25 protein-coding genes and 1 pseudogene are annotated in these 24,923 nt (G+C 67.7%); 9 read left to right on the top strand and 17 right to left on the bottom strand.

Annotation, left to right across the window (positions count from 1 at the left end):
- The first annotated feature begins 6 nt into the window (after positions 1-6).
- Both E5P2_RS10720 and E5P2_RS10715 read left to right on the top strand, forming a co-directional pair.
- On the top strand, positions 7-159 hold the full coding sequence (locus E5P2_RS10720) for a hypothetical protein (protein WP_162567068.1): 153 nt from the start codon (positions 7-9) through the stop codon (positions 157-159).
- 18 nt (positions 160-177) lie between these two features.
- Positions 178-540, top strand: a pseudogene (locus E5P2_RS10715) (FtsX-like permease family protein); the annotation flags it as partial.
- 73 nt (positions 541-613) lie between these two features.
- Here E5P2_RS10715 and E5P2_RS10710 read toward each other — a convergent pair.
- Positions 614-1,285, bottom strand: coding sequence for a Crp/Fnr family transcriptional regulator (locus tag E5P2_RS10710; protein ID WP_232080652.1), 672 nt, complete (start codon positions 1,283-1,285; stop codon positions 614-616).
- Between the two features lie 196 nt (positions 1,286-1,481).
- On the opposite strand from E5P2_RS10710, the gene E5P2_RS10705 reads away from it, so the two are divergent.
- Entirely contained in the window at positions 1,482-2,267 is a 786-nt protein-coding gene (locus E5P2_RS10705) for a hypothetical protein (RefSeq protein ID WP_232080901.1), read from the top strand.
- A gap of 31 nt (positions 2,268-2,298) precedes the next feature.
- On the opposite strand, the gene E5P2_RS10700 is transcribed toward E5P2_RS10705, so the two are convergent.
- Positions 2,299-3,012 carry a sulfite exporter TauE/SafE family protein gene (locus E5P2_RS10700; RefSeq protein ID WP_162567065.1) on the bottom strand — a complete coding sequence of 238 codons (714 nt, stop codon included), beginning with the start codon at positions 3,010-3,012 and terminating at the stop codon, positions 2,299-2,301.
- A gap of 2 nt (positions 3,013-3,014) precedes the next feature.
- Positions 3,015-4,433: an oxygen-independent coproporphyrinogen III oxidase gene (hemN, locus tag E5P2_RS10695; protein ID WP_162567064.1), complete on the bottom strand. Its 1,419-nt coding sequence runs from the start codon at positions 4,431-4,433 to the stop codon at positions 3,015-3,017.
- Between the two features lie 123 nt (positions 4,434-4,556).
- On the opposite strand from hemN, the gene fnr reads away from it, so the two are divergent.
- Positions 4,557-5,276 carry a fumarate/nitrate reduction transcriptional regulator Fnr gene (gene fnr / locus E5P2_RS10690; protein ID WP_162567063.1) on the top strand — a complete coding sequence of 240 codons (720 nt, stop codon included), beginning with the start codon at positions 4,557-4,559 and terminating at the stop codon, positions 5,274-5,276.
- Here fnr and E5P2_RS10685 read toward each other — a convergent pair.
- The 9 genes from E5P2_RS10685 to E5P2_RS10645 are packed head-to-tail and all read right to left on the bottom strand — an operon-like array spanning position 5,257 to position 12,946.
- Positions 5,257-5,502, bottom strand: coding sequence for a hypothetical protein (locus E5P2_RS10685; protein ID WP_162567062.1), 246 nt, complete (start codon positions 5,500-5,502; stop codon positions 5,257-5,259). The genes fnr and E5P2_RS10685 overlap by 20 nt on opposite strands.
- 4 nt (positions 5,503-5,506) lie before the next feature.
- Positions 5,507-5,782, bottom strand: a complete 276-nt coding sequence (locus tag E5P2_RS10680) for a FixH family protein (RefSeq protein ID WP_162567061.1) — start codon at positions 5,780-5,782, stop codon at positions 5,507-5,509.
- Positions 5,783-5,797: 15 nt separating this feature from the next.
- A complete protein-coding gene (gene ccoG / locus E5P2_RS10675; RefSeq protein ID WP_162567060.1) occupies positions 5,798-7,234 on the bottom strand; it encodes a cytochrome c oxidase accessory protein CcoG in 1,437 nt (478 codons plus the stop codon).
- A gap of 24 nt (positions 7,235-7,258) precedes the next feature.
- The gene (gene ccoP, locus E5P2_RS10670; RefSeq protein ID WP_162567059.1) at positions 7,259-8,188 is read right to left on the bottom strand and encodes a cytochrome-c oxidase, cbb3-type subunit III; all 930 of its coding nucleotides are present in this window, start codon (positions 8,186-8,188) and stop codon (positions 7,259-7,261) included.
- Between the two features lie 13 nt (positions 8,189-8,201).
- The gene (locus tag E5P2_RS10665) at positions 8,202-8,339 is read right to left on the bottom strand and encodes a cbb3-type cytochrome oxidase subunit 3 (protein ID WP_162567058.1); all 138 of its coding nucleotides are present in this window, start codon (positions 8,337-8,339) and stop codon (positions 8,202-8,204) included.
- 11 nt (positions 8,340-8,350) lie between these two features.
- Positions 8,351-8,980 (bottom strand): cytochrome-c oxidase, cbb3-type subunit II, encoded by a 630-nt coding sequence (gene ccoO / locus E5P2_RS10660; RefSeq protein WP_162567057.1) that lies wholly within the window; start codon positions 8,978-8,980, stop codon positions 8,351-8,353.
- A gap of 9 nt (positions 8,981-8,989) precedes the next feature.
- Entirely contained in the window at positions 8,990-10,429 is a 1,440-nt protein-coding gene (ccoN, locus tag E5P2_RS10655) for a cytochrome-c oxidase, cbb3-type subunit I (protein ID WP_162567056.1), read from the bottom strand.
- A gap of 59 nt (positions 10,430-10,488) precedes the next feature.
- Positions 10,489-10,626 carry a cbb3-type cytochrome oxidase assembly protein CcoS gene (gene ccoS, locus E5P2_RS10650; RefSeq protein ID WP_162567055.1) on the bottom strand — a complete coding sequence of 46 codons (138 nt, stop codon included), beginning with the start codon at positions 10,624-10,626 and terminating at the stop codon, positions 10,489-10,491.
- 1 nt (position 10,627) lies between these two features.
- Complete coding sequence (locus E5P2_RS10645) at positions 10,628-12,946, bottom strand: heavy metal translocating P-type ATPase (protein WP_162567054.1); 2,319 nt, start codon at positions 12,944-12,946, stop codon at positions 10,628-10,630.
- A gap of 105 nt (positions 12,947-13,051) precedes the next feature.
- On the opposite strand from E5P2_RS10645, the gene E5P2_RS10640 reads away from it, so the two are divergent.
- Together E5P2_RS10640 and E5P2_RS10635 are read left to right on the top strand one after the other, a co-directional pair.
- A complete protein-coding gene (locus E5P2_RS10640; protein ID WP_162567053.1) occupies positions 13,052-13,495 on the top strand; it encodes a universal stress protein in 444 nt (147 codons plus the stop codon).
- A gap of 9 nt (positions 13,496-13,504) precedes the next feature.
- Positions 13,505-14,431: a histone deacetylase family protein gene (locus E5P2_RS10635; RefSeq protein ID WP_162567052.1), complete on the top strand. Its 927-nt coding sequence runs from the start codon at positions 13,505-13,507 to the stop codon at positions 14,429-14,431.
- A 551-nt stretch (positions 14,432-14,982) separates the two neighbouring features.
- Here E5P2_RS10635 and E5P2_RS10630 read toward each other — a convergent pair.
- Both E5P2_RS10630 and E5P2_RS10625 read right to left on the bottom strand, forming a co-directional pair.
- The gene (locus E5P2_RS10630; RefSeq protein WP_232080651.1) at positions 14,983-15,972 is read right to left on the bottom strand and encodes a hypothetical protein; all 990 of its coding nucleotides are present in this window, start codon (positions 15,970-15,972) and stop codon (positions 14,983-14,985) included.
- Between the two features lie 246 nt (positions 15,973-16,218).
- Positions 16,219-17,013 carry an SDR family NAD(P)-dependent oxidoreductase gene (locus E5P2_RS10625; protein ID WP_162567051.1) on the bottom strand — a complete coding sequence of 265 codons (795 nt, stop codon included), beginning with the start codon at positions 17,011-17,013 and terminating at the stop codon, positions 16,219-16,221.
- A 349-nt stretch (positions 17,014-17,362) separates the two neighbouring features.
- On the opposite strand from E5P2_RS10625, the gene E5P2_RS10620 reads away from it, so the two are divergent.
- Positions 17,363-17,767: a GreA/GreB family elongation factor gene (locus E5P2_RS10620; protein ID WP_162567050.1), complete on the top strand. Its 405-nt coding sequence runs from the start codon at positions 17,363-17,365 to the stop codon at positions 17,765-17,767.
- 18 nt (positions 17,768-17,785) lie between these two features.
- Here the strand turns inward: E5P2_RS10620 and E5P2_RS10615 are convergent, their stop codons facing one another.
- Entirely contained in the window at positions 17,786-20,497 is a 2,712-nt protein-coding gene (locus E5P2_RS10615; RefSeq protein WP_162567049.1) for an autotransporter outer membrane beta-barrel domain-containing protein, read from the bottom strand.
- 303 nt (positions 20,498-20,800) lie between these two features.
- On the opposite strand from E5P2_RS10615, the gene E5P2_RS10605 reads away from it, so the two are divergent.
- Positions 20,801-21,760 carry a PDR/VanB family oxidoreductase gene (locus E5P2_RS10605; RefSeq protein ID WP_232080650.1) on the top strand — a complete coding sequence of 320 codons (960 nt, stop codon included), beginning with the start codon at positions 20,801-20,803 and terminating at the stop codon, positions 21,758-21,760.
- On the opposite strand, the gene E5P2_RS10600 is transcribed toward E5P2_RS10605, so the two are convergent.
- On the bottom strand, positions 21,705-22,673 hold the full coding sequence (locus E5P2_RS10600; protein WP_197908486.1) for a hypothetical protein: 969 nt from the start codon (positions 22,671-22,673) through the stop codon (positions 21,705-21,707). The genes E5P2_RS10605 and E5P2_RS10600 overlap by 56 nt on opposite strands.
- A gap of 47 nt (positions 22,674-22,720) precedes the next feature.
- A complete protein-coding gene (locus tag E5P2_RS10595; RefSeq protein ID WP_162567047.1) occupies positions 22,721-23,530 on the bottom strand; it encodes a helix-turn-helix domain-containing protein in 810 nt (269 codons plus the stop codon).
- A gap of 202 nt (positions 23,531-23,732) precedes the next feature.
- Between E5P2_RS10595 and E5P2_RS10590 the strand changes: the two genes are divergently transcribed.
- Complete coding sequence (locus tag E5P2_RS10590) at positions 23,733-24,908, top strand: NAD(P)/FAD-dependent oxidoreductase (protein ID WP_162567046.1); 1,176 nt, start codon at positions 23,733-23,735, stop codon at positions 24,906-24,908.
- Positions 24,909-24,923: the final 15 nt, after the last annotated feature.

Below are 24,923 nucleotides of genomic sequence, written 5' to 3'. Positions count from 1 at the left end.
GTTGACATGACGATCACCAAGACGGGGATTCTTCAGGTGCTGGCGTTCGTGCTGGCCACCGCGGGAGCGACCGCAGTGCTCGTGGTCGCCGGAATGGCCGAATCGGTCGAAGTGGCCGCCCCCGCGTGCCAGTCCTGTACGCCTCACGGGACGAAGTAGGTTCGGACCTGCACTTCCATGACGGTCATCAGTTTCCCGGTAGGGCTGTCGATATGGGGTCAGACCTTCTACAGCTTCATCCTGGAGAACCTCGAGAAGTTCGGCGCGCTCAAGGCGATCGGAGCCAAGCGACGCGAGCTTGTCTGCATGATCCTCTTCACGGCCAGCTTCACCGCATTGACAGGCTTCGGCCCGGGCACCGGCCTCGTGACGCTGACGATCACCATCGCGCGCGCCGAGTTGTCCAGCTACGCCGCCATCGTGACGTTCTGGAACCCGAGCCTGGCCTTCGCCATGGTCCTGGTCATCGCCGCGATCTCAAGCTGGTCCGGCGTGCGCCGGGTGTTGACGATCGAGCCCTTCGACATCTTCAGAGGCTGAACGTGCCGGTCAGGTTGGTCAGCGTTTGCGCCGATCAGGCACATCGCCGATTGCCCGCGGCGCCGTCGCCTGCTCAATGAACGGCCGCGGCGCCCAGCGATGCGGTGCTGCGCTGCATGAAGGCCGTCAAGGCTCCGAGTTCCGGGATATGGATGTCACGCCTGCCCTTCTCGCAAAACCGGATCGCGTCGACGCGAGCGAGGCGCGACAGAGAGCGACTCACGGTCTCCAGGGTCATGCCCAGATAGTTGCCGATTTCGGCGCGGGTCATGCGCAGCGTGATCTGATCGGTGCGCAAGCCGCGCTGGGCCAGCGCATCGGCCCAATAGCGTAGAAAGCCGGCAACGCGCGCATCGGCGGGCAAGGTGCACAGCGACTGCATCGAGTCGCGATCCCGCGCAAGCTCACGGCTCATCGTCTCGTGGAATGCGGTCAACAATGCCGGCGTGCGGGCGCCGGCCTCAAGCAAAGCGTCGTAGCGGATGCTCCAGACTTCGCCGGTGTCCATGGCGACGGCGTCGCAGCCATACCGGCCGTTGGCGATACCGTCCAGACCCAGCCAGTCGCCGCGGAAATGAAGACCCACGACCTGTTCGCGCCCGTCGTCCGAGAGATTGACCATCTTGAAGAAGCCTGTGCTGACGACATACAGGCACTGGAACGGCTGACCCACCTGGTAGACCGAGTCGCCTGCGTGGACGATCCGCTTCTGAACGGACATCGTGTCCTGGAGCAATTGCAGCATTGCGGCAATGCGATTCTGTGCGGGTTGGCCTGTCTTCGCCGCGGGGGTCGCTTGTTCCATCGTTCGCTCCTGATTTGATGGATTGAAGCTTAGGCCGCACGTGCAACAGGACCGCCAATGCAGTGCGCGTTCGCGTAACGGTGCGTGAATGGCTTGTGTCTTTTGCGTGAGTGCTGTGGTCCATGCGCTGGCGTTGATGTTGATCAAGAATTGGCTGAACGCCAGGCGTAGCCTTCTCCGCGTGCCCCCAATTGCCCTGCATCCCGTCAACGCTCGCAGCACCTGGCCGTCTCCTGGCGCTTCGAGCGCTGAAGTGCGCCGGATCGTCGACATGGCGCAGCGGCTGAAGGCGGCGTGGCGCGCAGGTGGGACGCTCCGCCCCTTGTCGGGCAAGAACCTGGCGCTGCTGCGAACCGAGGCGCCAACAACCGAAACCTCCGAACTGCACCGCGCGGGGGCAGAACTCGGCGCTCGCATTTCCCACGTGCGGCTCGGCGATCCCCTCGAATCCGGCGACCCGAAGCTCAGGGACATCTGCCAGATGCTTGGCCGGCTCTACGACGCCGTCGATTGCGGGCCGATCTCAAGCGCCGTCGCCCTGGAGATCGAGCGCCACGCCGGCATTCCGGTCTACCATGGCCTCGAAAGCGACGAACACCCGTTTCGGATTCTGGCGGACCTGTTGTGCATCAGCGAGCGTTGTCCGCGCGGCGTTGCCGGCAACGCCATCTCGTTCCTCGGCAATCCGCGCACGCCGCGCGGCGAGGATTTCGTCAAGGCTGCCAGGCTGCTGGGTTTCGACCTGCGTTTCGTCGAGTTCGCGCGGTATGCGGCCAACGACGAGGCATTCACGATCGATGCCAGCGATGCAGAGCACTGGGCTTTCGAAGCGCCGTCCGGGCCGATCGAAGAGGCGGAGCGTTGCGAGAACCGCCACTTCGTGCTGCAGGCGATGCTGCTCGACGCGATGACCAATCGCTAGCTTCCCTTGCGGCGCGTCATGCGTCACAGCGCTAACGGCAATAGATGTCCAGCTGTTGGGTGATGTCCATCCGCAATGCTTGCGCCGCGATGATGGACAGAACCAGACCGGCAAGCCGGTTCGCCCAGTCGACGCGCAGACGGCCGACATGCCAGCGCAAGCGCTGCCAAAGCCACGGCGCCGCAATCAGCGAGATGGCGCCGCCCAGCGCAAACAGGGCCATGGTGACGGCTCCTTGCCATGCCGTATCGGCGAGGCTGGCGACCAGCAATGCGGAGTACAGCAGGCCGCAGGGCATCAAGACCCACAGTGCGCCTGTCGCCAGCACACCCGCGGTCGAAGCGGTCAACGGCTGCAGGCGGCCACCCACTGTCCGGCCGATGCGATGGGCCCAGAGTGGTTGCCGCCCGTGCAGCATGAGCAGCGCGCCCCATGCCAGCACGCAGGCATGAAACATGATCCACAGCGGCCGCAAGGCGGCCACCTGCGCGCTTGCAAACGCCAGTCCCTGGGTCGCAGTTGCCGTCGCCGCGCCGGCAACGGCATAGCTCGCGATCCGGCCCAGGTGAAAGGCAGCGGCTCGCACCGCGCCGCGCCGCGCCGGCGCGGCGTCGGCCACGGCGGCGGGAGCGCCCGCACGCACCAGGCGAATCACGCCGGCACATCCCGCGCCGCACATCGCCACGCAATGCGGACCGCCCACCAATCCCATCAGCAGCGCAGCGCTGGCCAGAGAGGACGGCATGCTCAGACGATGCGCGAGAACCGGCCCCGGTTCCGATCCGCCTGAAGGTAGCGGTCGAACACCATCGCAACGGCACGCACGAAGTACCAGCCCGTCGGCGTGACCTCGATGTCGTGATCGGTCAGATTGACGAGCCCCTGCGCCACCAGCGGCCCGAGCGCCGCGAACTCCGGCGCGAAGTAGTCGCGGAAGTCGAACAGGTGGGCCATGCTCATCGCCTCGAAGTCCACCCGGCCCTGGCACATCAGGGCCAGGATGACCGAGCGTCGAACCAGGTCGTCGCGCGTCAGCGCCAGTCCGCGCACGACGGGGAGCCGGCCCTGGTTCAGATGGTCGTAGTACTCGGCCAGCGTCCTGGCGTTCTGGCTGTAGGTGGCGCCGATGCGCCCGATGGCCGACACGCCGAGGGCCACGAGGTCGCAGTCGGGCTGCGTGCTGTAACCCTGGAAGTTGCGATGCAGCCGGCCCTGGCGCCTGGCCACGGCCAGAGTGTCGTCGGGCAGCGCGAAATGGTCCATGCCGATGTAGACATAGCCTGCCGCCGTCAGTGCGTCGATCGCGCGCGACAGCATCTGCATCCTGACCGCAGGCGCCGGCAGATCGTTCACGTCGATGCGGCGCTGCGGCTTGAAGCGGTCCGGCAGATGCGCATAGGCGTACAGCGCGACGCGGTCGGGGCGCAGTTCCTGGATCCGTTCCAGCGTGCGATCGAACGAGACGGCTGTCTGCAGGGGCAGGCCAAGGATGAGATCGACGTTGATCGATGCGAAGTGCAATGCGCGCGCCGCAGCCATCAACTCGAAGACCTGAGCCGCGGGCTGCATCCGGTGAACCGCTTGCTGCACGTCCGGATCGAAGTCCTGCACACCGAAACTCAAGCGGTTGAAGCCAAGTTCCGCCAGGTGCGCCAGGCGTTCGGCATCCACGGTGCGGGGGTCGATCTCGATCGACTGCTCGCGGTCCGGCATGAATGTGAATGCGTTGCGCAACACGTCCATGAGCCTGTCGAGCTCGGCATCGCACAGGAAGGTGGGCGTGCCGCCGCCCAGATGCAGCTGGCTGACGAGGGCCCCGCGACCGAGCTGAGCGGCCTGCAGCTGCGCCTCGCGTGTCAAGCCGTCCAGGTACTGGCGCGCGCGATCGTGATGCCGCGTGACGATCTTGTTGCACGCACAGTAGTAGCAGAGAGACTCGCAAAAGGGGATGTGCACGTACAGGGAGAGCGGCAGCGCGTGCGCGCCGGCGCTGCGCCGCTGTCGCAGGGCCTGCGCGTAGTCCGCTGCATCAAAGGCGTCCACGAAGCGATCCGCCGTGGGATAGGAGGTATAGCGCGGACCCGCGATGTCGAAGCGCTGCAGGACAGCAGGAGAAACCAGCGGCCGGACCGCTGCGGCGCGAAATAGGGCGGGGTTCGAGGACATCGCGAAGCGACCTGACGATTGCAATGCGCCAATGTGCCGCCGGTCCGCCTTGCGGGCCTTGACGCACGTCAATCCTCCGTTCGTTTGCGCGACCCAGAATCGCGCAAACGAACGGACCTCATCATGACCAGCACCGACAACATCAAGGTTGCCTGTTCGAACTGCAACCTGCGGACGCTCTGCATGCCGGTGGGCCTGGAGCCCGCCGAACTGCAGCGCATCGACGACATCGTTGCCAAGCGTCGCAAGGTGCGGCGCCGCGAGGCATTGTTTCGCGCCGGCGAGAAGTTCACGTCGCTCTATGCGATCCGCACGGGCGTGTTCAAGACCCGCATCACGACCGAGGACGGGCGGGATCAGGTCACCGGCTTCCAGATGGCCGGCGAGATCATCGGCCTGGACGGCATCGTGAACGACCGGCACACCTGCGACGCCGTGGCGCTGGAAGACGCCGAAGTCTGCGTCATGCCCTTCGAGCGGATCGAGGCGCTTTCGCGCGAAGTGAGCGCGCTGCAGCGCCACGTGCACCAGATCATGAGCCGCGAGATCGTGCGCGAGCACGGCGTGATGCTGCTGCTGGGAAGCATGCGTGCGGAAGAACGGCTCGCCGCCTTCCTGCTGAATCTGGTGCGGCGGCTGCACGCGCGCGGATTCTCGGAGTCGGAGCTGGTGCTTCGCATGACGCGCGAGGAGATCGGCAGCTACCTCGGCCTGAAGCTCGAGACCGTGAGCCGCACCCTGTCGAAGTTCATGGACGACGGCATCCTGCAGGTTCGCCAACGCCATCTGCGCATCGTCGATGCCGATGCGCTCCAGCGAGTCTTCAATCGCGCTGGCGATTGAAATCGGCCGGCGGCAGCGCGAGCCAGATCGTCAGCGCGCTCGATCCGATACCGAGCAGCCAGAAGAGGAAGAATCCGCCCGCGTAGAGCGTCTGCCGCGTGAAGTCGGCACTCCCGCTGCGCCAGTAGAGTTCGCCCGGATCCCACAGTGCGAACACCGCGAATTCGCAGACGCAGGCCATCAGGAAGGCCGGCCACAACACACACATCCAGCGTTGCGGGCTCATCGCTTCAAGGCCTCCGCGCCGGCAGGACGCCTGCCGGCGTCACGGCATGGTTGCGCCCCGTCTCGGCGGGAACCAGCGTCCTCGCAGCCAGCGCGCGATTGATGTCGACGCCCTTCTGGTAGTAGTCCTCGTCGACCACCGAGTCTGTCGTATGCACCGCCAGCCAAGCCGATGCGAGGCTGGCCACCACGACTGCGGCCGGCAGACCCATCACAAGCCATACCAGCGGATATTTCCACCAGCCTGGGGGGCGAATGGGTGGCTTCTCGATCGATGACATGCTGTCCTCCGGAGCTTAACGTGGAACCAGAAATACGGCTTTTTCGGACACATGCGCGCTGCCATCGGCCGTTCGCACGTCGAAATAGACCGTGTGCGAGCCGACCGGCGCCCGGTCCGCGGGGATCTGCAACCGCACCGCCACCCAGCGCGATTGCGCCGCGTCGACCTTGACGCTGTCGTCCGAGGCCACTGCGAGCCCCTGCAGCCCGCCCTCGGCCGCGATCCGGTAGACCTGCGGCCTCTCGGTCGCGTTCATGATCTGCAGCCGATAGACGTTCTCGAGGCGGCCGCCTTCGACGAGGCGCGCGAGCGAACCCCGGTCGCGCACGACATCGACCTTCAAGGGCATGCGCACCACCAGGCTCGCAAGAAGACCGATGGCCAGCGCCAGCAGCACGAAGCCATAGACCAGTACCCGGGGACGGAGAACGCGGCGCAGCACCTGGGCCGCCGTCCAACCCTTCTTCATGCCGTTCTCCGTGGCGTAGCGGATGAGCCCGCGCGGCTGCGCCATGCGATCCATGACGGTGTTGCATGCATCGACGCACAGTCCGCAGCCGATGCACTCGTACTGCAGGCCCTGGCGGATGTCGATCCCGACCGGGCAGACCTGCACGCACAGCCCGCAATCGATGCAGTCGCCCAGGCCCAGCGCCCGTGCATCCTGTCCCTTGGCGTGCACGCCGCGCGGCTCGCCGCGAGCGGCGTCATAGCTCACGATCAGGGTGTCGGAGTCGAACATCGCGCTCTGGAATCGCGCATAGGGGCACATGTACTTGCACACCTGCTCGCGCATGAAGCCGGCGTTGCCGTAGGTCGCAAGACCGTAGAAGAACACCCAGAACACCTCCCACGATCCCATGCGTGTCTGCAGGAACGCGAGACCCAGCTCGCGGATCGGCGTGAAGTAGCCCACGAAGGTAAAGCCGGTCCACATCGCGATGCCCAGCCAGACCACATGCTTGAACCACTTCTTGACCAGCTTCTCCGCAGAGAAGGCCTCGCCGTCCAGGCGCATGCGCGCGATCCGATTGCCCTCGATCTTCTGCTCCACCCACATGAAGATCTCGGTGTAGACCGTCTGCGGACAGGCAAAACCGCACCAGAGCCGCCCCGCCACCGCAGTGAACAGGAACAGCGAAAGCGCGCTCAGCACCAGCAGCCCCGACAGATAGATCAGGTCCTGCGGATAGAGGACCAGACCGAAGATGTAGAAGCGGCGTGCCGCGAGATCGAACAACAGGATCTGCCGGCCGCCCCATTGCAGCCACGGCATCAGATAGAAGAACAGCTGCGTCGCGAAAACCATCGCCCAGCGCCAGCGCATGAACCGCCCCTGCACGTTGCGCGGGTAGATCTTCCTGGACGACTCGTAAAGGCGGCCGCTGCCGGCATCTGCTGCCGCCGGCGCGATGGGAATCACCTTGGGGGAAGCGGCTGGCCGTGTCATGCGGGGCATTCGCAGGCGAGCCGATCAGTTGCCAGGAAGCGCAGGCTTCGGCGCAGGCGTGTTCGACAGGCCCCACACATACGATGCAACCACCTTGATCTGCGCCTCGGTGAGCCGTCCCTCCTGCGCCGGCATGACGTTGTGCTTGCCGTTGTTGATCATCTCGACGATCGCTTCCTGTCCAAAGCCGTGCAGCCAGATGTTGTCGTTCAGGCGCGGGGCACCGATGTCCTGGCTGCCCACGCCGCCAATACCGTGGCAGGCCGCGCAAACGGTGAAATGCGATTTGCCCAGGCCGGCTCGAACCGAATCGGTCGAGTTGCCGGAAAGGCTCAGCACGTACTGGGCAAGATTCTTGACATCCTCGGGCGAGCCGACGGCCGCGGCCATCGGCGGCATGTTGCCCGTCCGACCATGGGTGATGGTCTCGATGATCTTGTCGGGCGTCCCGCCGTACAGCCAGTCCTTGTCCGTCAGGTTCGGGAAGCCCTTGCTGCCGCGCGCATCCGAGCCGTGACACTGTGCGCAGTTGTTCATGAACAGACGCTCGCCGATGGCCATGCCTTTCGGGTCCCCGGCGATCTGCTCCACCGGCATGGCCGTGAAGGCTGCATAGATCGGTGCCAGCGCCTTGTCTGCGTCGGCGACCTCGCTCTGGTACTGTCCGGCCGCGCTCCAGCCGAGTCTGCCGCCGAAGCTGCCCAGGCCGGGAAAGAAGGCCAGATAGGCCAAGCCGAAGACGATGGTGATCACGAACAGCCCGACCCACCACATCGGCAGCGGATTGTTGGCCTCGCGCAGGTCCTCGTCCCATACGTGGCCGGTCGTGTTGTCGTCGTTCGCCACCACCTTCTTGCGCGCGGTGAGCCACAACAGCAAGGCGCACGCCAGGATGCTGAGGACGGCCGCACCGGCCACGTAGTTGGCCCAGAAGACGTTGATGAAGTCGTTCATCGAAGCGCTCCGCCTAGTCCTGCTCGAACGGAAGCCGTGCCGCTTCCTCGAAGCGCCGCGTATTGCGGCGCGAGAAGGTCCAGACCAGGATGCCGATGAACACGACGAAGCAGGCCACTGTGGCCGCGACGCGCAGGGTGGTGATATCCATGAGCTTGTTCCTTACTTGAGCGACAGGCCCAGCGATTGAAGGTAGGCGACCACCGCCTCCAGCTCGGTCTTGCCCGCGACATCCTTCGAGGCCGAAGCGATCTCCTGGTCCGTGTAGGGGACGCCGACGCGCCGCAATGCGCGCATGTGCGCCGGCATGACCTCGGCGTCGACCTTGGACTTCTCGAGCCACGCGTAGGCCGGCATGTTCGATTCGGGCACCAGGTCGCGCGGATTGATCAGGTGGATCCGATGCCACTCGTCGCTGTACTTGCCGCCGACGCGCTGCAGGTCGGGGCCGGTGCGCTTGCTGCCCCACTGGAACGGGTGGTCGTAGGCGAACTCGCCGGCCACCGAGTAGTGGCCATAGCGCAGGGTCTCCGAACGGAAGGGCCGGATCATCTGCGAATGGCAGTTGTAGCAACCCTCGCGCTGGTAGATGTCCCGGCCGGCGAGTTGCAGCGCGGTGTAGGGCTTCAGTCCGGCGATCGGCTCGGTGGTCGATTTCTGGAAGAACAGCGGAACGATCTCCACGGCACCGCCGATGGCGACCACCAGCAGGATGAGCACGATCATCAGGAAATTGTTCGTCTCCACTTTCTCGTGGGTGAAGCCGGTCCCGGGTGCGGAATTCGATGACATGGACGATCCTCAGGCGCGAGCCAGTGGCAACGGGGGAATGGTGGCGCGCGCCGATGCACCGCTGATGGCCGTCATCCAGACGTTCCACGCCATGACGAGCATGCCGCCGAGGTACATCAGTCCGCCGATCAGGCGCACCACGTAGAACGGATAGGTGGCCTTGACGCTTTCGACGAAGGTGTAGGTCAGCGTGCCGTCGGGATTGATCGAGCGCCACATCAGGCCCTGCATCACGCCGGCGATCCACATGGCGGCGATGTAGAGAACGACGCCGATCGTCGCGGTCCAGAAGTGGATCTCGATCGCCTTGACGCTGTACATCGAGGTGCGGCCGTACATCCGCGGGATCAGGTAGTAGAGCGAGCCCATCGAGATGAAGCCGACCCAGCCAAGCGCGCCGGAATGCACGTGCGCGATGCCCCAGTCGGTGTAGTGGCTCAAGGCGTTGACCGTCTTGATCGACATCATCGGCCCCTCGAAGGTGGCCATGCCGTAGAAGGACAGCGCGACGATCAGGAAGCGCAGGATCGGGTCGGTGCGCAGCTTGTACCAGGCGCCCGACAGCGTCATCACGCCATTGATCATTCCGCCCCAGCTGGGCGCCAGCAGGATCAGCGAGAACACCATGCCGAGGGACTGGGTCCAGTCGGGCAGCGCCGTGTAGTGCAGATGGTGCGGGCCGGCCCACATGTAGGTGAAGATCAGCGCCCAGAAATGCACGATCGACAGCCGGTACGAATACACCGGCCGCTCAGCCTGCTTCGGGATGTAGTAGTACATCATCCCGAGGAAGCCCGCGGTCAGGAAGAAGCCGACCGCATTGTGGCCGTACCACCACTGCACCATCGCGTCCTGCACGCCGGCATAGACGGAGTAGCTCTTCATCCAGCCGGCCGGCATCGAGGCGCCGTTGACGATATGCAGCAGCGCCACCGCGATGATGAAGGCGCCGTAGAACCAGTTGGCCACGTAGATGTGGCGCACGCGCCGCCGCGCGATGGTGCCGAAGAACACGATCGCATAGGCAACCCAGATGACGGCGATCGCGATCGTGAGCGGCCATTCGAGTTCGGCGTATTCCTTGCTGCGCGTGAATCCCATCGGCAGCGTGATGGCGGCCGCCACGATCACCGCCTGCCAGCCCCAGAAGACGAAGGACGCAAGCTTCGGTGCGAACAGGCGAACCTGGCAGGTGCGCTGCACGACGTGGAAGCTGGTCGCCATCAATGCGCAGCCGCCGAAGGCGAAGATCACGGCATTGGTATGCAGCGGGCGCAGCCGGCCGTAGCTGAGCCAGGGGATGCCCGAGATCAGGTCGGGCCAGGCGAGCTGCGACGCGATGACCACGCCGACCAGCATGCCGACCACGCCCCAGACGACGGCCATGAGCGCGAACTGCCGGATCACCGTGTCGCTGTAGATCTGTGAGGAAGAAGGGTTGGATTGCATGATCGATCCTGGGACGGCGTCAGTGTCTTTCCACGTCGCGGGCGCGAACTTGACGCAGATCAATCGCCGTGAAGAATGCGCTCGCCTTCCTGTTCGGCGTCCTCGAACTGGCCGCGGTCCACGGCCCACCAGAGCGCGGCGACGATGACCAGGACCAGCCCCACCGAGAAGGGAACGAGAAGAAAGAGGATGTCCATGTCAGCGGTCTCCAGCCGGTGCCCTGGCCAAGCGTGCGGCATTGGCCACGACCACCAGCGAACTCGCTGCCATCCCCAGGCCGGCCAGCCATGCCGGCAGCCAGCCCGCCACCGCCAGGGGCACGCACAGCGCGTTGTAGCCTGCGGCCCACCAGAGGTTCTGCTTCACGATGCGCAAGGTACGGCGCGCCTGCGCGACGGCCTTTGGGATGGCGGCCAGCGAGTCGCCCAGGACGATGAAATCGGCCTTTGCCTGCGCCAGCGGCACGCCCCGCCCCATCGCGAACGATGCGTGAGCCTGCGCGAGTACCGGACCATCGTTGAGGCCGTCGCCGACCATGGCGACGTGCCGACCCGTCGACTGCAAGTCTTTCAGCAGGCGCAGCTTGTCTTCCGGAGTGCAGCCGCCCTGGGCGATCGCGATGCCTGCGCGGGCGCCGATGTCCTTCGCAGCGGCGTCCCGATCGCCGGACAGCAGGCGCACCCTCAGGCCCTGTGCTTCGATCGCCGCGACCGTGGCCGCGGCGTCCTCGCGCAAGTCCTCCGCGAGCATGAAACTCGCAAGCCACCCCTGGTCGTCGCAGAGGTGAACCTGGGTCATTCCGGTCTGCAGCGGCGCAACGCCGCAAAAGGCCGGCGAGCCCATCCGCACGCGGCGCGTCGCGTCGTCTGCGCCTGCGTCCCAGCGCAGCCGGCCCTCAAGGCCAGAGCCCGCGTATTCGGTCAGCTGAACCACATCCCACGGAGGGGGCAAGCGGAACTGCGCGTTCCACGCATTCACCAGCGCGCGCGCCGCCGGGTGAAGGGATCGCGCGCCGAGCGCAGCCGCCATGCCGAGTGCGTCGCCGGGGCGCACGCCCTGGCGGGTGTAGGCGCGGTCGATGCGGGGTGTATCGCGCGTCAGGGTGCCGGTCTTGTCGAAGACCACGGTGTCCACCGAGGCCAGCGCTTCCAGTCCCTGCAGGTTGCGCACCAGCACGCCGTCGCGGGCCAAGGCGCCGGCGCTCGCCAGCATCGCCGCCGGCGTCGCGAGCGAGAGCGCGCACGGACAGGTCACGATGAGCACGGCCACCGCCACCATCACGGCCTTGCCCGGGTCGGAATGCCACCAGATGGCCGCCGCCGCCACGGCCGACGCCACCACCATGACGAGAAAGGGCTTGGCCACACGATCGGCCAGCCGTGCCAGGCGCGGCTTTTGCAGCGCAGCGTTCTCCATCAGCGCGACGATGCCGGCGTATCGGGTGTCCGAGCCCAGCGATTCCACGCGCACCTGGACCGCTGCGCCCAGGTTGTGGCTGCCCGCCAACACGCGCGCCCCGCACGGACGCGGCACGGGTCGCGACTCGCCGGTGAGCAGCGCTTCGTCGACCGACGTGTCGCCCGCGAGCACGGTGCCGTCGGCCGGAAAGGCTTCGCCCGGCAACACGCGAAGCACGTCACCGGGCACGAGCCGCCGCAACGCGACGCGCACGAAGCGGCCATCGGAATCCAGGCGCTCGATGGTCTCCGGCAGGCGATGGATCAGCGCATCGAGCGCGCCCGCCGTGCGATCGCGCAGCCGGGTCTCCATCCAGCGCCCCGTGAGCAGGAAGAAGACGAACATCGTCAGCGAATCGAAATACACCTCGTGCCCGAGGACACCACCGGGATCGAAAGTGGCGGCGGTGCTGACCGCGAAGGTGATCGCGATGCCGAGCGCGACCGGCAGGTCCATCCCGATGCGGCGCAGACGCAGATCCCGCCAGGCGCTGCGGAAGAACGGCGCGCACGAGAACAGCAGCACCGGCAGCGTCAACATCCACGACGCCCAGCGCAACAGCTGCGCCACGTCCGGCGTCATGTCGCCGGGCCGCGCGATGTAGGCCGGGTAGGCGTACATCATCACCTGCATCATGCAGAAGCCGGCGACCAGCCAGCGCCAAAGGGCCTGGCGCGCGAGCTTGCGCCGGCGCGCGCAAGCGAGCAGGTCGCCGGCGGGCACCAGCCCGTAGCCAGCGGCGCCGACTGCATCGAACCATCGCGATGGCTTGACGACTGCCGCCGACCACACGATGCGCGCGCGCCGGCTGGCCGCGTTGACCTCGGCCGCCTGCACACCCGGCACGCGTGTCAGTGCGACCTCGACCGCCAACGCGCACGCGGCGCAATGCATGCCTTCGACCAGCACCTGCGATTCCCACAGCCCCGTCTGGTTCTCGCCTTCGAGGCAGCGTCCGAACACGGGCCACTCGGCGGGATCGTCCAGCAGCCATTGTTCCTTGCGCAATTCGGCCGGCGCGGAGAAAGCCGGTTGAACGAGGGGCAGCGTCGCTTGCATGGATCAAGGCTAGCGGCCATCGGAGCCCGCAAGCTTGATCCTCGTCAAACCGCCCGGTGCACGCGGCTCTAAGCTGAGGCCTTCAACCTCCGGAGACTCCGCACCATGTTCAATCGCATCCTGGTCGCCACCGACGGCTCCCCTCTTTCAAAGAAAGCCGTCGCGAGCGCCATCGCCCTGGCCGCGCAGCATGGCGCCGAGCTGGTCGCCTTCACCGTGGTGCCGAAGTACCCCCAGAGCTACCTGGACGGCGCCATGACCTTTGCGCCCGAGGACGTCGGCCGCATCGAGAAGCAATGGGCCGAGCGGGCGCAGGCCGCGCTCGCGGCCATCGGTGAGCGCGCCAGGGCTGGCGGTGTCAAGGTCAAGACCGCCATGGTCAGCTCCGACCGGGTGGCCGAGTCGATCATCGCCGCCGCCGGGAAGCACCGCAGCGATCTCATCGTGATGGCATCGCATGGCCGCAAGGGACTCAAGCGGCTGTTGCTGGGCAGCGAGACCCAGCACGTGCTCACGCATTCCGCGTTGCCCGTGCTGGTGTTGCGCTAGCAGTCACCCTTGCCGACCGCCTACATCACCCACGCGGACTGCGCCCGCCACGAGATGGGTGCCGACCATCCGGAGGCGCCCGAGCGCTTGGCGTCGATCCATGATCATCTGCTGATCAAGGGATTGCTGGACTACATGGTTGCGTACGACGCGCCGCTGGCGACGCAGGAACAGCTCGGCCGTGCCCATTCGCTTCGCTACGTGCATGACCTGATCGCGGCGACGCCCATCGAAGGCCATGTTCAGGTGGATCCTGACACCTGCATGAATTCGCACACCCTCATGGCCGCCTTGCGCGCGGCCGGCGCCGCGGTGCTGGCCACCGACCTGGTGCTGGGCGGCAAGGCGGACGCCGCGTTCTGCTGCGTGCGCCCGCCTGGCCACCATGCGGAACGTGCCGCGGCGATGGGCTTCTGCTTCTTCAACAACGTCGCGGTCGGCATCCGCCATGCGCTCGACGTTCACGGTCTGCGGCGCGTGGCGCTGATCGACTTCGACGTCCACCACGGCAACGGCAGCGAGGATATCCTGCGCGACGACGAACGCGTGCTCATGTGCTCGACCTTCGAAATCGGCCTCTATCCATTCTCGGGAGAAGATGGCGACGCGCCGAACATGGTCAACGTCGGTCTGCCCGCGCGATCGGGAAGCGACGCGTTCCGTGCCGCCGTCACGAGCCGATGGCTTCCCGCACTCGAGGCCTTCGGCCCCGAGATCGTCTACATCTCGGCCGGCTTCGACGGCCACCGCGAGGACGACATGGGCAACCTCGGCCTGGTCGAGGCGGACTACACGTGGGTCACGCAGCGCATCACGGAGATTGCGCGGCGCCATTGCCGCGGGCGCGTCATCTCCTGCCTCGAGGGCGGCTACGCGCTGAGCGCCCTCGCACGCAGCGCCGGCGCGCACGTGAAGGTCCTGATGGGTGCAGACTGAAGGTCCATCGACAGACATGCCTTCAATGTCGGGATCGTGCACTTGTCGATGACTGCATTGAAAATGGCGTGACCCAGCTGCCCGCCATAGTCTGCCTTCTGCCCCTTTTCGTCTTGCGAGCGGCTGTTGAGCCATTGAGCCACTGAGGATGTGGCCTCCGCAAAACACTGGAGGGCGCCTTCCCATCAGGACCTGGCATCTCTGCTCGTGAAATCTGCTCCTCACCTCATGCAGGGCGCTCTCCCAATGGGCTGAATTCAGGAATTCCCGATCCGCCTCGCCGCCTGGTTCGTTGGGGAAGGATTCAGCGCGCAGTTCACCGGGAGGTGTGCGCGCAGGAGACAGGCGCGCCATCAGATGCGATACGAACACGATGAGGCCCTGGGTTGCTGGGATAACACCTGAGTGGCACCGACGACGACAAGGTTCCGTCGCGCGGCCGGGCCGACCTAATGCATGAACAACGCAATCAGGATGATGATGGGGATCGGCACGCCGAGGAACCACAGAAGCAATGAGCGCATGAGTCTCTCCGTTGGATGGGTTGAAGTTCAGAGGTCGCGGCGGCGGCCACCATAGGTCGCAGCGAGGCTGGCGACGAAGGCACCGATCAGCAGCGAGACGAAGAGCCACAGCGCGCCGTAGGCCGACGCCTTGCGTGCATCGTCGGCCGCGGCCTTGGCCTTGTCCGCGGCTTGCTTCAGCGCGGCCTGCGCGCGGGCATAGGTATCGGCCACGCGCTTTTCCGCATCCTGCTGGCTCAGGCCGGTGCGCTGCGCGACGACCTGTCCGGCGTAGTGCGTGTCTTCGGGAGACAGGCTGCCGGTGCGAATGCCGTTGATGAAAATGCGGCCGACCTCCGGCTGGCTGGCGACCCCGGAACGATCGGCGCTGACCGTCGACGAATCCGTCTGCCCACCGGAGGACGCTGAAGCGGCAGCAGCAGGATCCTTGCGAAACAGCGAGTCGACCCAGTAGCCCATCGGCCCGGACGACGAAGCTCCGGATTCACCGCGGCCCGACGCAGCCATGCCGGCCACACCTGCCGCACCGACCGCTGTCACACCACCACCGACGACCGACGCACCGGCCTGCACGCCGGCACCGGCAATCGCGCCGATCGCCGAAGTCAGCAGCGCCGCCGTCGCCAGCGTGGCCACGGACCAGGCCATGAAACCGTGCGCGGTGTCGCGGAAGTAGACCTCGTCCGTGTGCACGCCGGTCCATTTGGTGCGCAGCCGGCCGGCCAGGTAGCCGCCCATGCCCGAGGCCGCGATCTGCGTGAAGGTGATCCAGAGCACCGTCGCCACGGTCCAGGTCGTCGCGCTGATGCCCTGCCCGGACCATGGCGACACCGCCGAGAGACCGAGCCCCGAACCCAGCAGCAGCAGGATCAGCGAAAGCGCCGCCGCGGCGGCCGCGCCGCCGAGGATCGCGCCCCACGACACACCGCTCGCGGACGCTGCGATGCTCTCCACGCGCTCGTACGCGCGCGGCCCGAGCGGACCGGCGACCGCCACGTTGTCTCTGAATTCGGCCATCTGGCATCTCCGTAGGTTGGGAGACGTGAAGATGCGTAGCGGCAAGCGGCGCCACCGTCGGTCGCCCGCCATTCGCCGGGTAGGCCACGCGCCCAACCGCACGTCGACCGACATCGCCAGCCAGTCCGGCAAGCGCAGCGACGCCCATTCGGAAAACACCGCGGATCCGGCTCCGCCGGTCGGCCGGTGTTGCCCCCGGCAGGGGGAAGGCGAAGCGACACGAAGTGCGCGCAGCCTGGGGGCGAGTCAAGCAATCGCGCGGATGACTCCGCCGTCGACCCGCAGCGCCGCGCCGGTGGTGCCCGACGCCCGATCGCTGCACACGTAGACGATCATCGAGGCCACCTCGTCGGGCGTGGTGAAGCGCTGCAGCACCGACGACGGCCGCGCGGTGGCGAAGAACTCGCGCTCGACGGTGGCCGCATCGACGCCCTGCGCCTTCGCGAGGTCGGCGACGAAGCCGCCCACGCCCTCCGAGGCGGTCGGCCCGGGCAGCACGCTGTTCACGGTGACGCCCGTGCCGGCCAGCGTCTCGGCCAGCCCGCGCGCGACGGCGAGCTGCGCCGTCTTGGTCATGCCGTAGTGGATCATCTCGGCCGGGATCTGCAGCGCCGATTCGCTCGAGACGAACACGATGCGCCCCCAGTCGCGCAGCCGCATGCCGGTGACGAAGTGACGCGACAGCCGGATGCCGCTGAGCACGTTGGTCTCGAAGAAGCGCAGCCAGTCTTCGTCCGGAATCAGCTCGAAGGGCTTGGGCTCGAAGATGCCCAGGTTGTTGACGAGGATGTCCACCTCGGCGATGCGCGCCGTCAGTGCGCGGCATCCCTCGGCGGTGGACAGGTCGAGCGCCACGCCCTCGATGTCGGCATCGCGCTGGGCGGCACGAATGCCCGCGAGCGCCGCATCCACGCGCGCCTGCGTGCGGCCATTGACGATCACGTGCGCGCCCTCGGCGGCGAGCGCGCGCGCGACCGCGAGGCCGATGCCCGCGGTGGATCCGGTGACGAGGGCACGCTTGGCGTTGAGACCGAGATCCATGAGAGTTCCTTGCAGAGATGGATGCCGCATCGGGCTTCGTCGAAAGTATGCCCGGCGCTCGTTCCCCCCACGGCAGCCGGGGCATCGGCACGCTCACTTACAATCGACCCATGGGTTCCCAGGCTCCCGCTCTCCGACAACGCAACGCCGCAACGCTCGCGGCGCGTGCGGATGCGCGCGGCCACGGGGCCGTACCGGCGCTTCGCCAGCCAGCCGCACTTTCCTCCGCCCGGCGATCCGCTTCTTCCTTCATTCTTTAGCGCACCATCGATCGCCGGGCCCGCCACCCGCGCATTGACGCGACCACCCCCGCCGCCGGCGGCACGGTCGCCATCGACTGGAGTGCTTCATGCCCGCAATCATTCACGGCGAGCGCACGCTCACCGAACTCGACCACGTCCGCCTGAGCAAGTTGCGGCAGGACGGCGAGGTCCCGCCCGAATTCGAAGACCTGCTGGACGCCACCGAGGTGGTGCGTTCGCGCGAGGTCGCACCCGACATCGTCACCATGAACTCGCAGGTACAGCTCACGGACCGCCACTCGGGGCAGCGCCAGCAGCTGACCCTGTGCTATCCCCGCGACGCCGCGCCGGGCGCGGGCCTGGTCTCGGTGCTGTCGCCGGTGGGCATGGCGCTCATCGGCCTCAGGCTCGGCGCGACCGCACGCTGGCAAACGCCGAGCGGCGAACAGGTCGACGCCGAGGTGGTCGGGATCCTGTACCAGCCAGAAGCCAGCGGCGACTACACGCGCTGAGCGCGCATGGCAGGCCGCTCACCAGACTTTGCGGACCCGCAGCATCAGCGAGCGATAGCGATCGTCCCCGCCCACGCTCGCCTCGTACACGAGCTGCGTGGTGAATCCGCTGGGGAGCTCGTAGCTGGCGCCGATGCCCAGCAGCTTGAGGTTGCGGTCGACCGTCGCGCCACTGATGTCGAAGCCCTGGTACGGCGCGCCGACGAAGGCCATGCGTGCCGTCGCATCGCGCCCGGACAGCTCGTGCGCCCAGCGCGCCCGGCCTTCCAGCGTGAGGCGGCCGCTGCCGAGTTCGAAGGCGCGCCGCAACCGGACGCCGAGGCCGGCCTGCGTGCTCTCGAGGCTCTGGCCGCCCACCCGCAGGCCCACTTCGCCGGCGCCGGTCTCGCTCAGCGCCTGCTGCTTCAGGCGCGCATAGCTCAGCGTCGCGATCGGCTCCAGTGTCGTCGCGCCCCAGCTGAACGGGCGCCCGGCCTCCAGGCTCGCGCTCGCGATGTCGGCGCGGATGCGGCCATGCGCGACAGCCGCGAGGCTGCCGATCAGGATCTGCCGGTCGAGGTCGCCGTTGAAGCGGCCATAGCTCAGCACGCCGGCCAGATAGCCTTCGCCGAGCTGCATCGAGCCGAAGACGCCGAGCTTGTAGCTGTCGGCCTGCGCGCTGGCTGCGGGCGTGACGCGAAAGTCGGCATCGAGCCTCGACACTTCGAGGCCTGCACCGACGCGCGTGGCCGGCGTGATCTCGCGGTCGGTGCCGACCGCGAGGCCGCGCGTGCGCGTGTCCACGCCGGCCACGCCGGAACTGCCGGTGAGGCGGCCGTCCACGCCGAAAGCACGCGCCCAGACGGCCGTGCCGCAGTGCGCATCGCTGCAGACGCTGGTCGTGTCGCCCGATGCGGGACTGCCTCGACGTTCGGCGAGCCGCTGCGTGAGCGAGCGCGCAAAGTCCTCGTTGTCGCGCAGGCCGGCGCGCGCCAGCGTCGGGTAGACGCTGCCGCCCAGGTTGTCGAAGGCCGCGACCACCTGCGGCTGCGTGGGCAGCATCGCGATCTCGGCGCTCGCCTGCTGCAGCGAGCCGGTGGCCACGGGCTCGACGGCATCCAGCACCGCTGCGACCTGCGCGGCGTTGCTGGCCGGCGGCGCCGCCGAAGCGAAGCTCGCCTTGCGCACGACGGTGAGATAGGCGTTGTCGGCGTCATAGCTCAAGGACGTATCGCTCAGCAGCGCCATCGGCAGCTGCAACGCATCGAAGGTGCCGCTCAGTCCGCCGGCTGCGGTGACGATCGGCACCCGGCCCGCGTTGTAGCTGCCGGCCTGCTGCGACAGCACGTGCACCGTGCCGCCCTGCAGCGTGGCGCTGCCGCCGACCATGATGCGGTCCGCCGAGTTTGGTGTCTGCGTGACCTCCAACGTGCTGCCCGCCGCCTGCGTGTAATTACCGTCGACCGTGAGAACGCCCGTGCCCGGCGTGGCGCCGGGCCGCACCACGCCCTGCACCGCGAGATCGCCCGCCACCCGCCCTGCCCCCGTCAACGTGGCGCCGGGTTGCACGGTGACGGGTGCGGTGAGCACGCCGGACAAGGTGAAGACACCCGAGGTCAGCGTCGCGCTGTTGAAGGTGCCGCTGCCCGCGAAGGTCCAGGCATCGCCCTGCATGCGCAGGGTCTCGAAATTCAGGAAGGCATTGCCGCTCGTGCCCGAGCCTTCGAGCTGCACGCCATCGGTGCCCGCGCCGCCATCGATGCTGCCGTTGATCACCGAGCCGGTGCGCAGCACCACCATGTCGTTGCCGCCGCCGAGCGATATCGCCGTGCCGGCGCCGCTCGAGATGGTGCCGGCGTTGATGACGGTCTCCTGGCCATTCAGCCCGCGGATGGCGAGCGACTGGGCGCTCGTGATCGAAGCGCCCGCCTCGTTGGTGATGGTGGCCGTGAACGAGCTGCCCGCCGTGTTGGAGAACACCGCCTCGGCATTGCTGCCGCTGGTGCCGATCTGGCCGCGATTGACGACGCTGTTGTTGTTGCCCTGGACGTAGACCGCGTTCGAGTCGGCGCCGAAGGTCTGCACCGACGACGCGTTGGTCACGACATTGCTGCCACCCACCGCGCGCAGGCCGCTCGCATTCGTGCCGCGCGTTTCGATGGTGCCGGTGTTGGTGATCGTCGCGCGATCGTTCTGCTGCGCAAAGACCGCGTGGGCACCGGTGCCGAGGGTGCGGATGGTCCCGCTGTTGGTGAGCACGTTGTCGACCAGCGTGTTGCCCGGAAAGGTCAGGATCGACAGCCCATAGGCATTGCTGTTCTGCGTGCTGATGAGGCCGAAGTTCAGCAGCTGGTTGCGATTGCCGTTGGCGACGATCGCGGCCGTCGACGGATTGACCGTCTGCACCACGCCGCCGGCTTCGTTGACGAGCACGTTGTCGTCCAGGCGCGCCGCGATGCCGACGCTGCCGCTCGATGCATTGATGGTGCCCGCGTTGTCGACCCGGCTCGCGCCCTGCACGACCACGCCGCTGACCGCATTGAGCGACGCGCCGCCGAGGACGTTGACGGTGACGCCCGTGCTGCCGACCTGCGCGTTGACCGGCGTCGCGCTGGCACCGCTGCAGGTGACGGTGACGCCGGTTCCGGGTGTCGTGTTGTCGCACGCGGCCAGCGCGCTGCCGGTGAAGCTCGTCAGGACGCCGGCCAGCGATGCGCAGGCAAAGGCGGACGGGGCGGCGGATCGAACCATGCGGTCTCCTCTGTTCTGAAACCGGGCCATTTAAACGATCCGATGGTCAGCTGACAATCAGCCAATGGCCCATTTCTTGTCGCCGGCCTACGTCTTGAAGACCTTTGATGGACAGGCCATCGAAAAAAGATGCGGCCACCATGACGGTCGGATGCCCAAGGCGTGGCGCTCCGGCGCGGCGACGCACGGGCTGACGGTTGCCGCCGTCGTGTTCGACAATCGGGGCCGGGAGCCCGCAGAACGCTGCGTTCACCGTCGATCCCGACGCCCTCTGATCCACGTCACCGGACACAACTGAACACCATGGACCTGATGCCCTTGCAGCTGCGCGCCATCCGCTACGAGGCGGACGGCATTCTTTCCTTCGAATTCCGCCATGCCGACGGCGCCGCGCTGCCGGCCTTCACGGCCGGCTCGCACATCGACCTGCACCTGGGCAACGGCATGGTGCGCAGCTATTCGCTGTGCAATCCCCAGACCGAGACGCACCGCTACGTGGTCGGCGTCAACCGCGACCGCGCCAGCCGCGGCGGTTCCGCCTTCGTGCACCAGCAGCTGCATGCGGGCGACATGGTCACCGTCGCTGCGCCGCGCAACAACTTCACGCTCGCCGAGGACGCGCCGCACAGCGTGCTGATCGCCGGCGGCATCGGCATCACGCCGCTGTGGTGCATGGTGCAGCGACTCGACAGCCTGAGCCGCAGCTGGGAGCTGCACTATTGCGCGCGCAGCCATGCGGGCGCCGCCTTCCTGTCCGACCTGCGCGCGCTGAAGGCCGGCTCGCCCCACGGCCAGCTGCATCTGCACTTCGACGACCGCATGCAGGGCCAGCTGCTCGACCTGCGACAGGTGGTCGCGACGGCCCGCGAAGGCAGCCACTTCTACAGCTGCGGGCCGCTGCCGATGCTGGCTGCGTTCGAGGATGCCACCGCGGGCCTGCCGCCGGCGCAGGTGCATGTCGAGTACTTCGCGGCCAAGGACGCGCCCTCCACCACCGGCGGCTTCCAGGTCGAACTCGCGCGCTCGGGCAAGGTGCTCGAGGTGCCGCCGGGCAAGACCATCCTCGATGCGATGCTCGAGGCCGGCGTCGACGTGCCCTACTCCTGCCTCGAAGGCATCTGCGCGACCTGCGAGACGCGCGTGCTGGAAGGCGTGCCCGACCACCGCGACCTCGTGCTGAGCAAGGACGAGCAGGCCTCCAACACCGTCATGATGGTCTGCTGCTCGGGATCGAAGACGCCGAAGCTGGTGCTGGACCGCTGACGCCCGGATCGAACTCGGCCAGCAAGTCCTGCGACTCGTCGTCGAAGCCCGGCACCGGCTGGGCCTTGGCGAGTGCGAGCCAGACGGAGAACGGCATGCGCGGCAGTGCGCGATGCGCGGCCGCGCGCGCGACCACGAGACGCTCGCCGCGCGCGATCAGCACGCCGCATTCGGACGGAATCTCCTCGGGCTCGCCGATCGGATGGCCCTTCGCATCGCAGCCCAGCACGTACCAGCATTCGCCGCCGAGATCGAGATAGGCCGCGCGCTTGTCGGGCTTGCGCAGGTCGCTCAGCAGATCGGCGCGATTCACCTTGACCTCGTGAACGATCGGCTGCGCATAGGCCTCGACGCTGGTGTTGCGGATCGAGAAGACATCGGGCCGCGCGATGCACCAGCGTGGCTTGCCGCCCTCGATCGCGGCCGGCAGCCGCGCGCGCAGGCCGAGGCCGCGCCAGGCCACGCGGCCGGCGCGCGTCATCTCGCGTGCGACCTGCTCGACCAGCGCCTCGTGGCGCGACAGTACGGCGCGATTGACGACCAGCGTGCGCGCGATGTACGCGATGCCGTCATCGGTCACGCGCAGGGTCTCGTGGCCATGGGCCGAACGCACGCGCGCCAGCAGGCCGGCAGCGAGCAGTTCGATCTCGATCGGATCGCCGCAGGGCCAGCCGGCCGAGCGGTAGATCTCGCGCAGCCTGCGCGCATGCAGGCGGCCGAGCGCCATCGCGCCGGGCGGCGGATCGGCGACCGGTGCCGGCGCGCCGGGCTCGGTGAGCGGCGGGTCGGATGCGGGCGGATCGACGACGGGCGGCGGCGCAGGCGGCACGGCCGGCGGCACCGGCACGGGCAGGTCGGGTGCGGGCGGCGGCGGCCCGATGGGCTCGGCGCGCTGCGGGGCAAGTGCAGTCATCGCGCAAGGTTAGCGAAAAGGCGGGCCGATGGCGACCCGCTGCGCGGCTATTTGCGGCGTGCGAGCGGCGCCGCGCCGGCCCGGGCGCGCGATGCCGCCGGCCGGCGCACGGTGGCAGGCGCAGGCGCTGCCGCGCGTCTGCTTCCTGCATTCGCGGCGGTCTTTGCTTTCGCCTTCGCTTTCGTCTTCGCGGGCGCGACGGCGCGGGCCGCACCGCTGTCGCCGGCCCGCGCCGATTGCATGAAGCTGCTTTCGCTGGTGGTCACGCCGACGATCTTCGCAAGCTGCCGGCTCACGCTCACGTAGGCGTGGCCGATGCGGCTGTCGAAGTAGAGCGAATCGCCGCGCGCGAGGCGCACCACCTCGCCGTTGTCGAAGTGCACGTCGATCTCGCCCGACAGCACATAGGCGAACTCTTCGCCCGCATGACGCGCAAAGTCCTCGGGCCCGTGGATGCGCCGCGCATGCACGGTGCCGACCACCGGGCTCATCTGCTTGCCGGCGACCTCGGTGCCGAGGAATTCGTAGGCAAAGGACAGGCCGCGGTACACCACGCCCTTGCCGGCGCGCGTGACCACCGGCCCGTCGAGCTGCTCCGGCTGGATGCCCGCGCCCGCGAACATCGCGTTCATGTCCATCTGCAGCGCACGGCCCAGTGCCGCGAAGTTCTCGTAGCCGAGCGCGAGCTGGCCGCGCTCGGCGCGCGAGATGGTGGTGATGGAAACGCCCGAGAGTTCGGCCAGCCGGGCCAGCGTCCAGCCGAATTCCTTGCGCGCGGTGCGCAGGCGCTTGCCGAAGGTCTCGCGGTCGAGCGTGTTGGGCTCGGCATCGCGACGTGCGACGGGATGTGCTTTCAAGCGGGCGGTCCTCGTGGGTTGTGGGCGGAATTCTGCCAGAGCATCGGCCGGCGCGGGCTCTGAAGTTGCGTATCCGCAAATTGCATGAACGCAAATTCCAACGATGCAATGGAGTGGGATTTACCCGTAGGGTCTGCACAAACTTTTGCGTATCCGCAAATCTCTCACTAAACTTCGCCGCATTCCGATTCATCCACGCACGATGACTTTCTCTTCTCCCGCGACGACGGCCGACTACCTCGTGATCGGCGGCGGCATTGCCGGCGCATCGGTCGCGCACTGGCTCGCGCCGCATGCGCGCGTGATCGTGCTCGAACGCGAGGCGCAGCCCGGCTACCACTCGACCGGCCGCTCGGCCGCACTCTTCATGGAGAGCTACGGCACACCCCAGGTGCGTGCGCTGACAATGGCCAGCCGTGCCTTCCTGCTGCATCCGCCGCCCGGTTTCGCCGAACAGCCACTCTTGACGCCGCGCGGCGCGATGATGGTCGCGGGCCCCGGCCAGCTGCCGCAACTCGAGGCGCATTGGGAGATCCTGCGCGCCATGGCGCCGGGCGCACGGCGCCTGTCCGCCGACGAGGCGCGCGCCCTGCTGCCGGTGCTGCGCCGCGAGCAGGTGCTGGGCGCGGTCCACGAGCCCGATGCCTTCGACATGGACGTGCATGCGATCCACCAGGGCTACCTGCGGGGCATGCGCAAGGCTGGCGGCACGCTGGTCTGCGATGCCGAGGTGCGCGCGATCGAGCGCACGCCGCAAGGCTGGCGCGTGCAGGCCGGTAGCGCGCTGTATGAAGCGCCGGTGGTGCTCAATGCCGCCGGCGCCTGGGTCGATGCCGTCGCTCGGCTGGCCGGCGTGCGGCCGATCGGCATCGAACCCCGCCGGCGCTCGGCCTTCGTCTTCGCACCGCCCGCGGACACCGACACGACGCACTGGCCGATGGCCTTCGGCGCCACCGAGGACTGGTACATCAAGCCCGACGCCGGCATGCTGCTCGGCTCGCCGGCCAACGCCGACCTCGTCGAGCCGCAGGACGTGCAGCCCGAGGAGATGGACATCGCGCTCGCCATCGATCGCATCCAGACCGCGACCACGCTCGCGATCCGGCGGCCCATTCGCACCTGGGCCGGCCTGCGTTCCTTCGTCGCCGACGGCGATCTGGTCGGCGGCTTCGACGACGAGGCGCCCGGCTTCTTCTGGATCGCCGCGCAGGGCGGCTACGGCATCCAGACCTCGGCCGCGATGGGCGAGACCTGCGCCGCGCTCGCGCGCGGACTGCCGGTGCCCGCGCATGCGGCGTCTTTCGGCCTCACGGCCGCGATGCTCGGCCCGGCGCGGCTGCGACGCGCCGGCGATGCGCGGGCCGCCGCGCCGAACTGAACCGCCTTCCTTCTT

The organism is Variovorax sp. SRS16 (genome assembly GCF_901827165.1).
Lineage (GTDB): Bacteria > Pseudomonadota > Gammaproteobacteria > Burkholderiales > Burkholderiaceae_C > Variovorax.
Note: the sequence above shows the minus strand (reverse complement) of the source record. Positions and strands in the feature narration are given on the sequence as shown.

Bases quoted from the DNA above. Each gene is read 5' to 3' on its own strand.
- E5P2_RS10720 (WP_162567068.1), top strand. From the start codon at position 7: ATGACGATCACCAAGACGGGGATTCTTCAGGTGCTGGCGTTCGTGCTG.
- ccoS (WP_162567055.1), bottom strand. From the start codon at position 10,626: ATGGACATCCTCTTTCTTCTCGTTCCCTTCTCGGTGGGGCTGGTCCTG.
- ccoG (WP_162567060.1), bottom strand. From the start codon at position 7,234: ATGACACGGCCAGCCGCTTCCCCCAAGGTGATTCCCATCGCGCCGGCG.
- E5P2_RS10665 (WP_162567058.1), bottom strand. From the start codon at position 8,339: ATGGATATCACCACCCTGCGCGTCGCGGCCACAGTGGCCTGCTTCGTC.
- ccoP (WP_162567059.1), bottom strand. From the start codon at position 8,188: ATGAACGACTTCATCAACGTCTTCTGGGCCAACTACGTGGCCGGTGCG.
- E5P2_RS10625 (WP_162567051.1), bottom strand. From the start codon at position 17,013: ATGGATCTCGGTCTCAACGCCAAGCGTGCCCTCGTCACCGGATCCACC.
- E5P2_RS10620 (WP_162567050.1), top strand. From the start codon at position 17,363: ATGCCCGCAATCATTCACGGCGAGCGCACGCTCACCGAACTCGACCAC.
- E5P2_RS10640 (WP_162567053.1), top strand. From the start codon at position 13,052: ATGTTCAATCGCATCCTGGTCGCCACCGACGGCTCCCCTCTTTCAAAG.
- E5P2_RS10685 (WP_162567062.1), bottom strand. From the start codon at position 5,502: ATGAGCCCGCAACGCTGGATGTGTGTGTTGTGGCCGGCCTTCCTGATG.
- E5P2_RS10590 (WP_162567046.1), top strand. From the start codon at position 23,733: ATGACTTTCTCTTCTCCCGCGACGACGGCCGACTACCTCGTGATCGGC.
- E5P2_RS10700 (WP_162567065.1), bottom strand. From the start codon at position 3,012: ATGCCGTCCTCTCTGGCCAGCGCTGCGCTGCTGATGGGATTGGTGGGC.
- E5P2_RS10710 (WP_232080652.1), bottom strand. From the start codon at position 1,285: ATGCTGCAATTGCTCCAGGACACGATGTCCGTTCAGAAGCGGATCGTC.
- E5P2_RS10630 (WP_232080651.1), bottom strand. From the start codon at position 15,972: ATGGCCGAATTCAGAGACAACGTGGCGGTCGCCGGTCCGCTCGGGCCG.
- E5P2_RS10615 (WP_162567049.1), bottom strand. From the start codon at position 20,497: ATGGTTCGATCCGCCGCCCCGTCCGCCTTTGCCTGCGCATCGCTGGCC.
- hemN (WP_162567064.1), bottom strand. From the start codon at position 4,433: ATGTCCTCGAACCCCGCCCTATTTCGCGCCGCAGCGGTCCGGCCGCTG.
- E5P2_RS10705 (WP_232080901.1), top strand. From the start codon at position 1,482: ATGTTGATCAAGAATTGGCTGAACGCCAGGCGTAGCCTTCTCCGCGTG.
- E5P2_RS10600 (WP_197908486.1), bottom strand. From the start codon at position 22,673: ATGACTGCACTTGCCCCGCAGCGCGCCGAGCCCATCGGGCCGCCGCCG.
- fnr (WP_162567063.1), top strand. From the start codon at position 4,557: ATGACCAGCACCGACAACATCAAGGTTGCCTGTTCGAACTGCAACCTG.
- E5P2_RS10605 (WP_232080650.1), top strand. From the start codon at position 20,801: ATGGACCTGATGCCCTTGCAGCTGCGCGCCATCCGCTACGAGGCGGAC.
- E5P2_RS10645 (WP_162567054.1), bottom strand. From the start codon at position 12,946: ATGCAAGCGACGCTGCCCCTCGTTCAACCGGCTTTCTCCGCGCCGGCC.
- E5P2_RS10680 (WP_162567061.1), bottom strand. From the start codon at position 5,782: ATGTCATCGATCGAGAAGCCACCCATTCGCCCCCCAGGCTGGTGGAAA.
- ccoN (WP_162567056.1), bottom strand. From the start codon at position 10,429: ATGCAATCCAACCCTTCTTCCTCACAGATCTACAGCGACACGGTGATC.
- ccoO (WP_162567057.1), bottom strand. From the start codon at position 8,980: ATGTCATCGAATTCCGCACCCGGGACCGGCTTCACCCACGAGAAAGTG.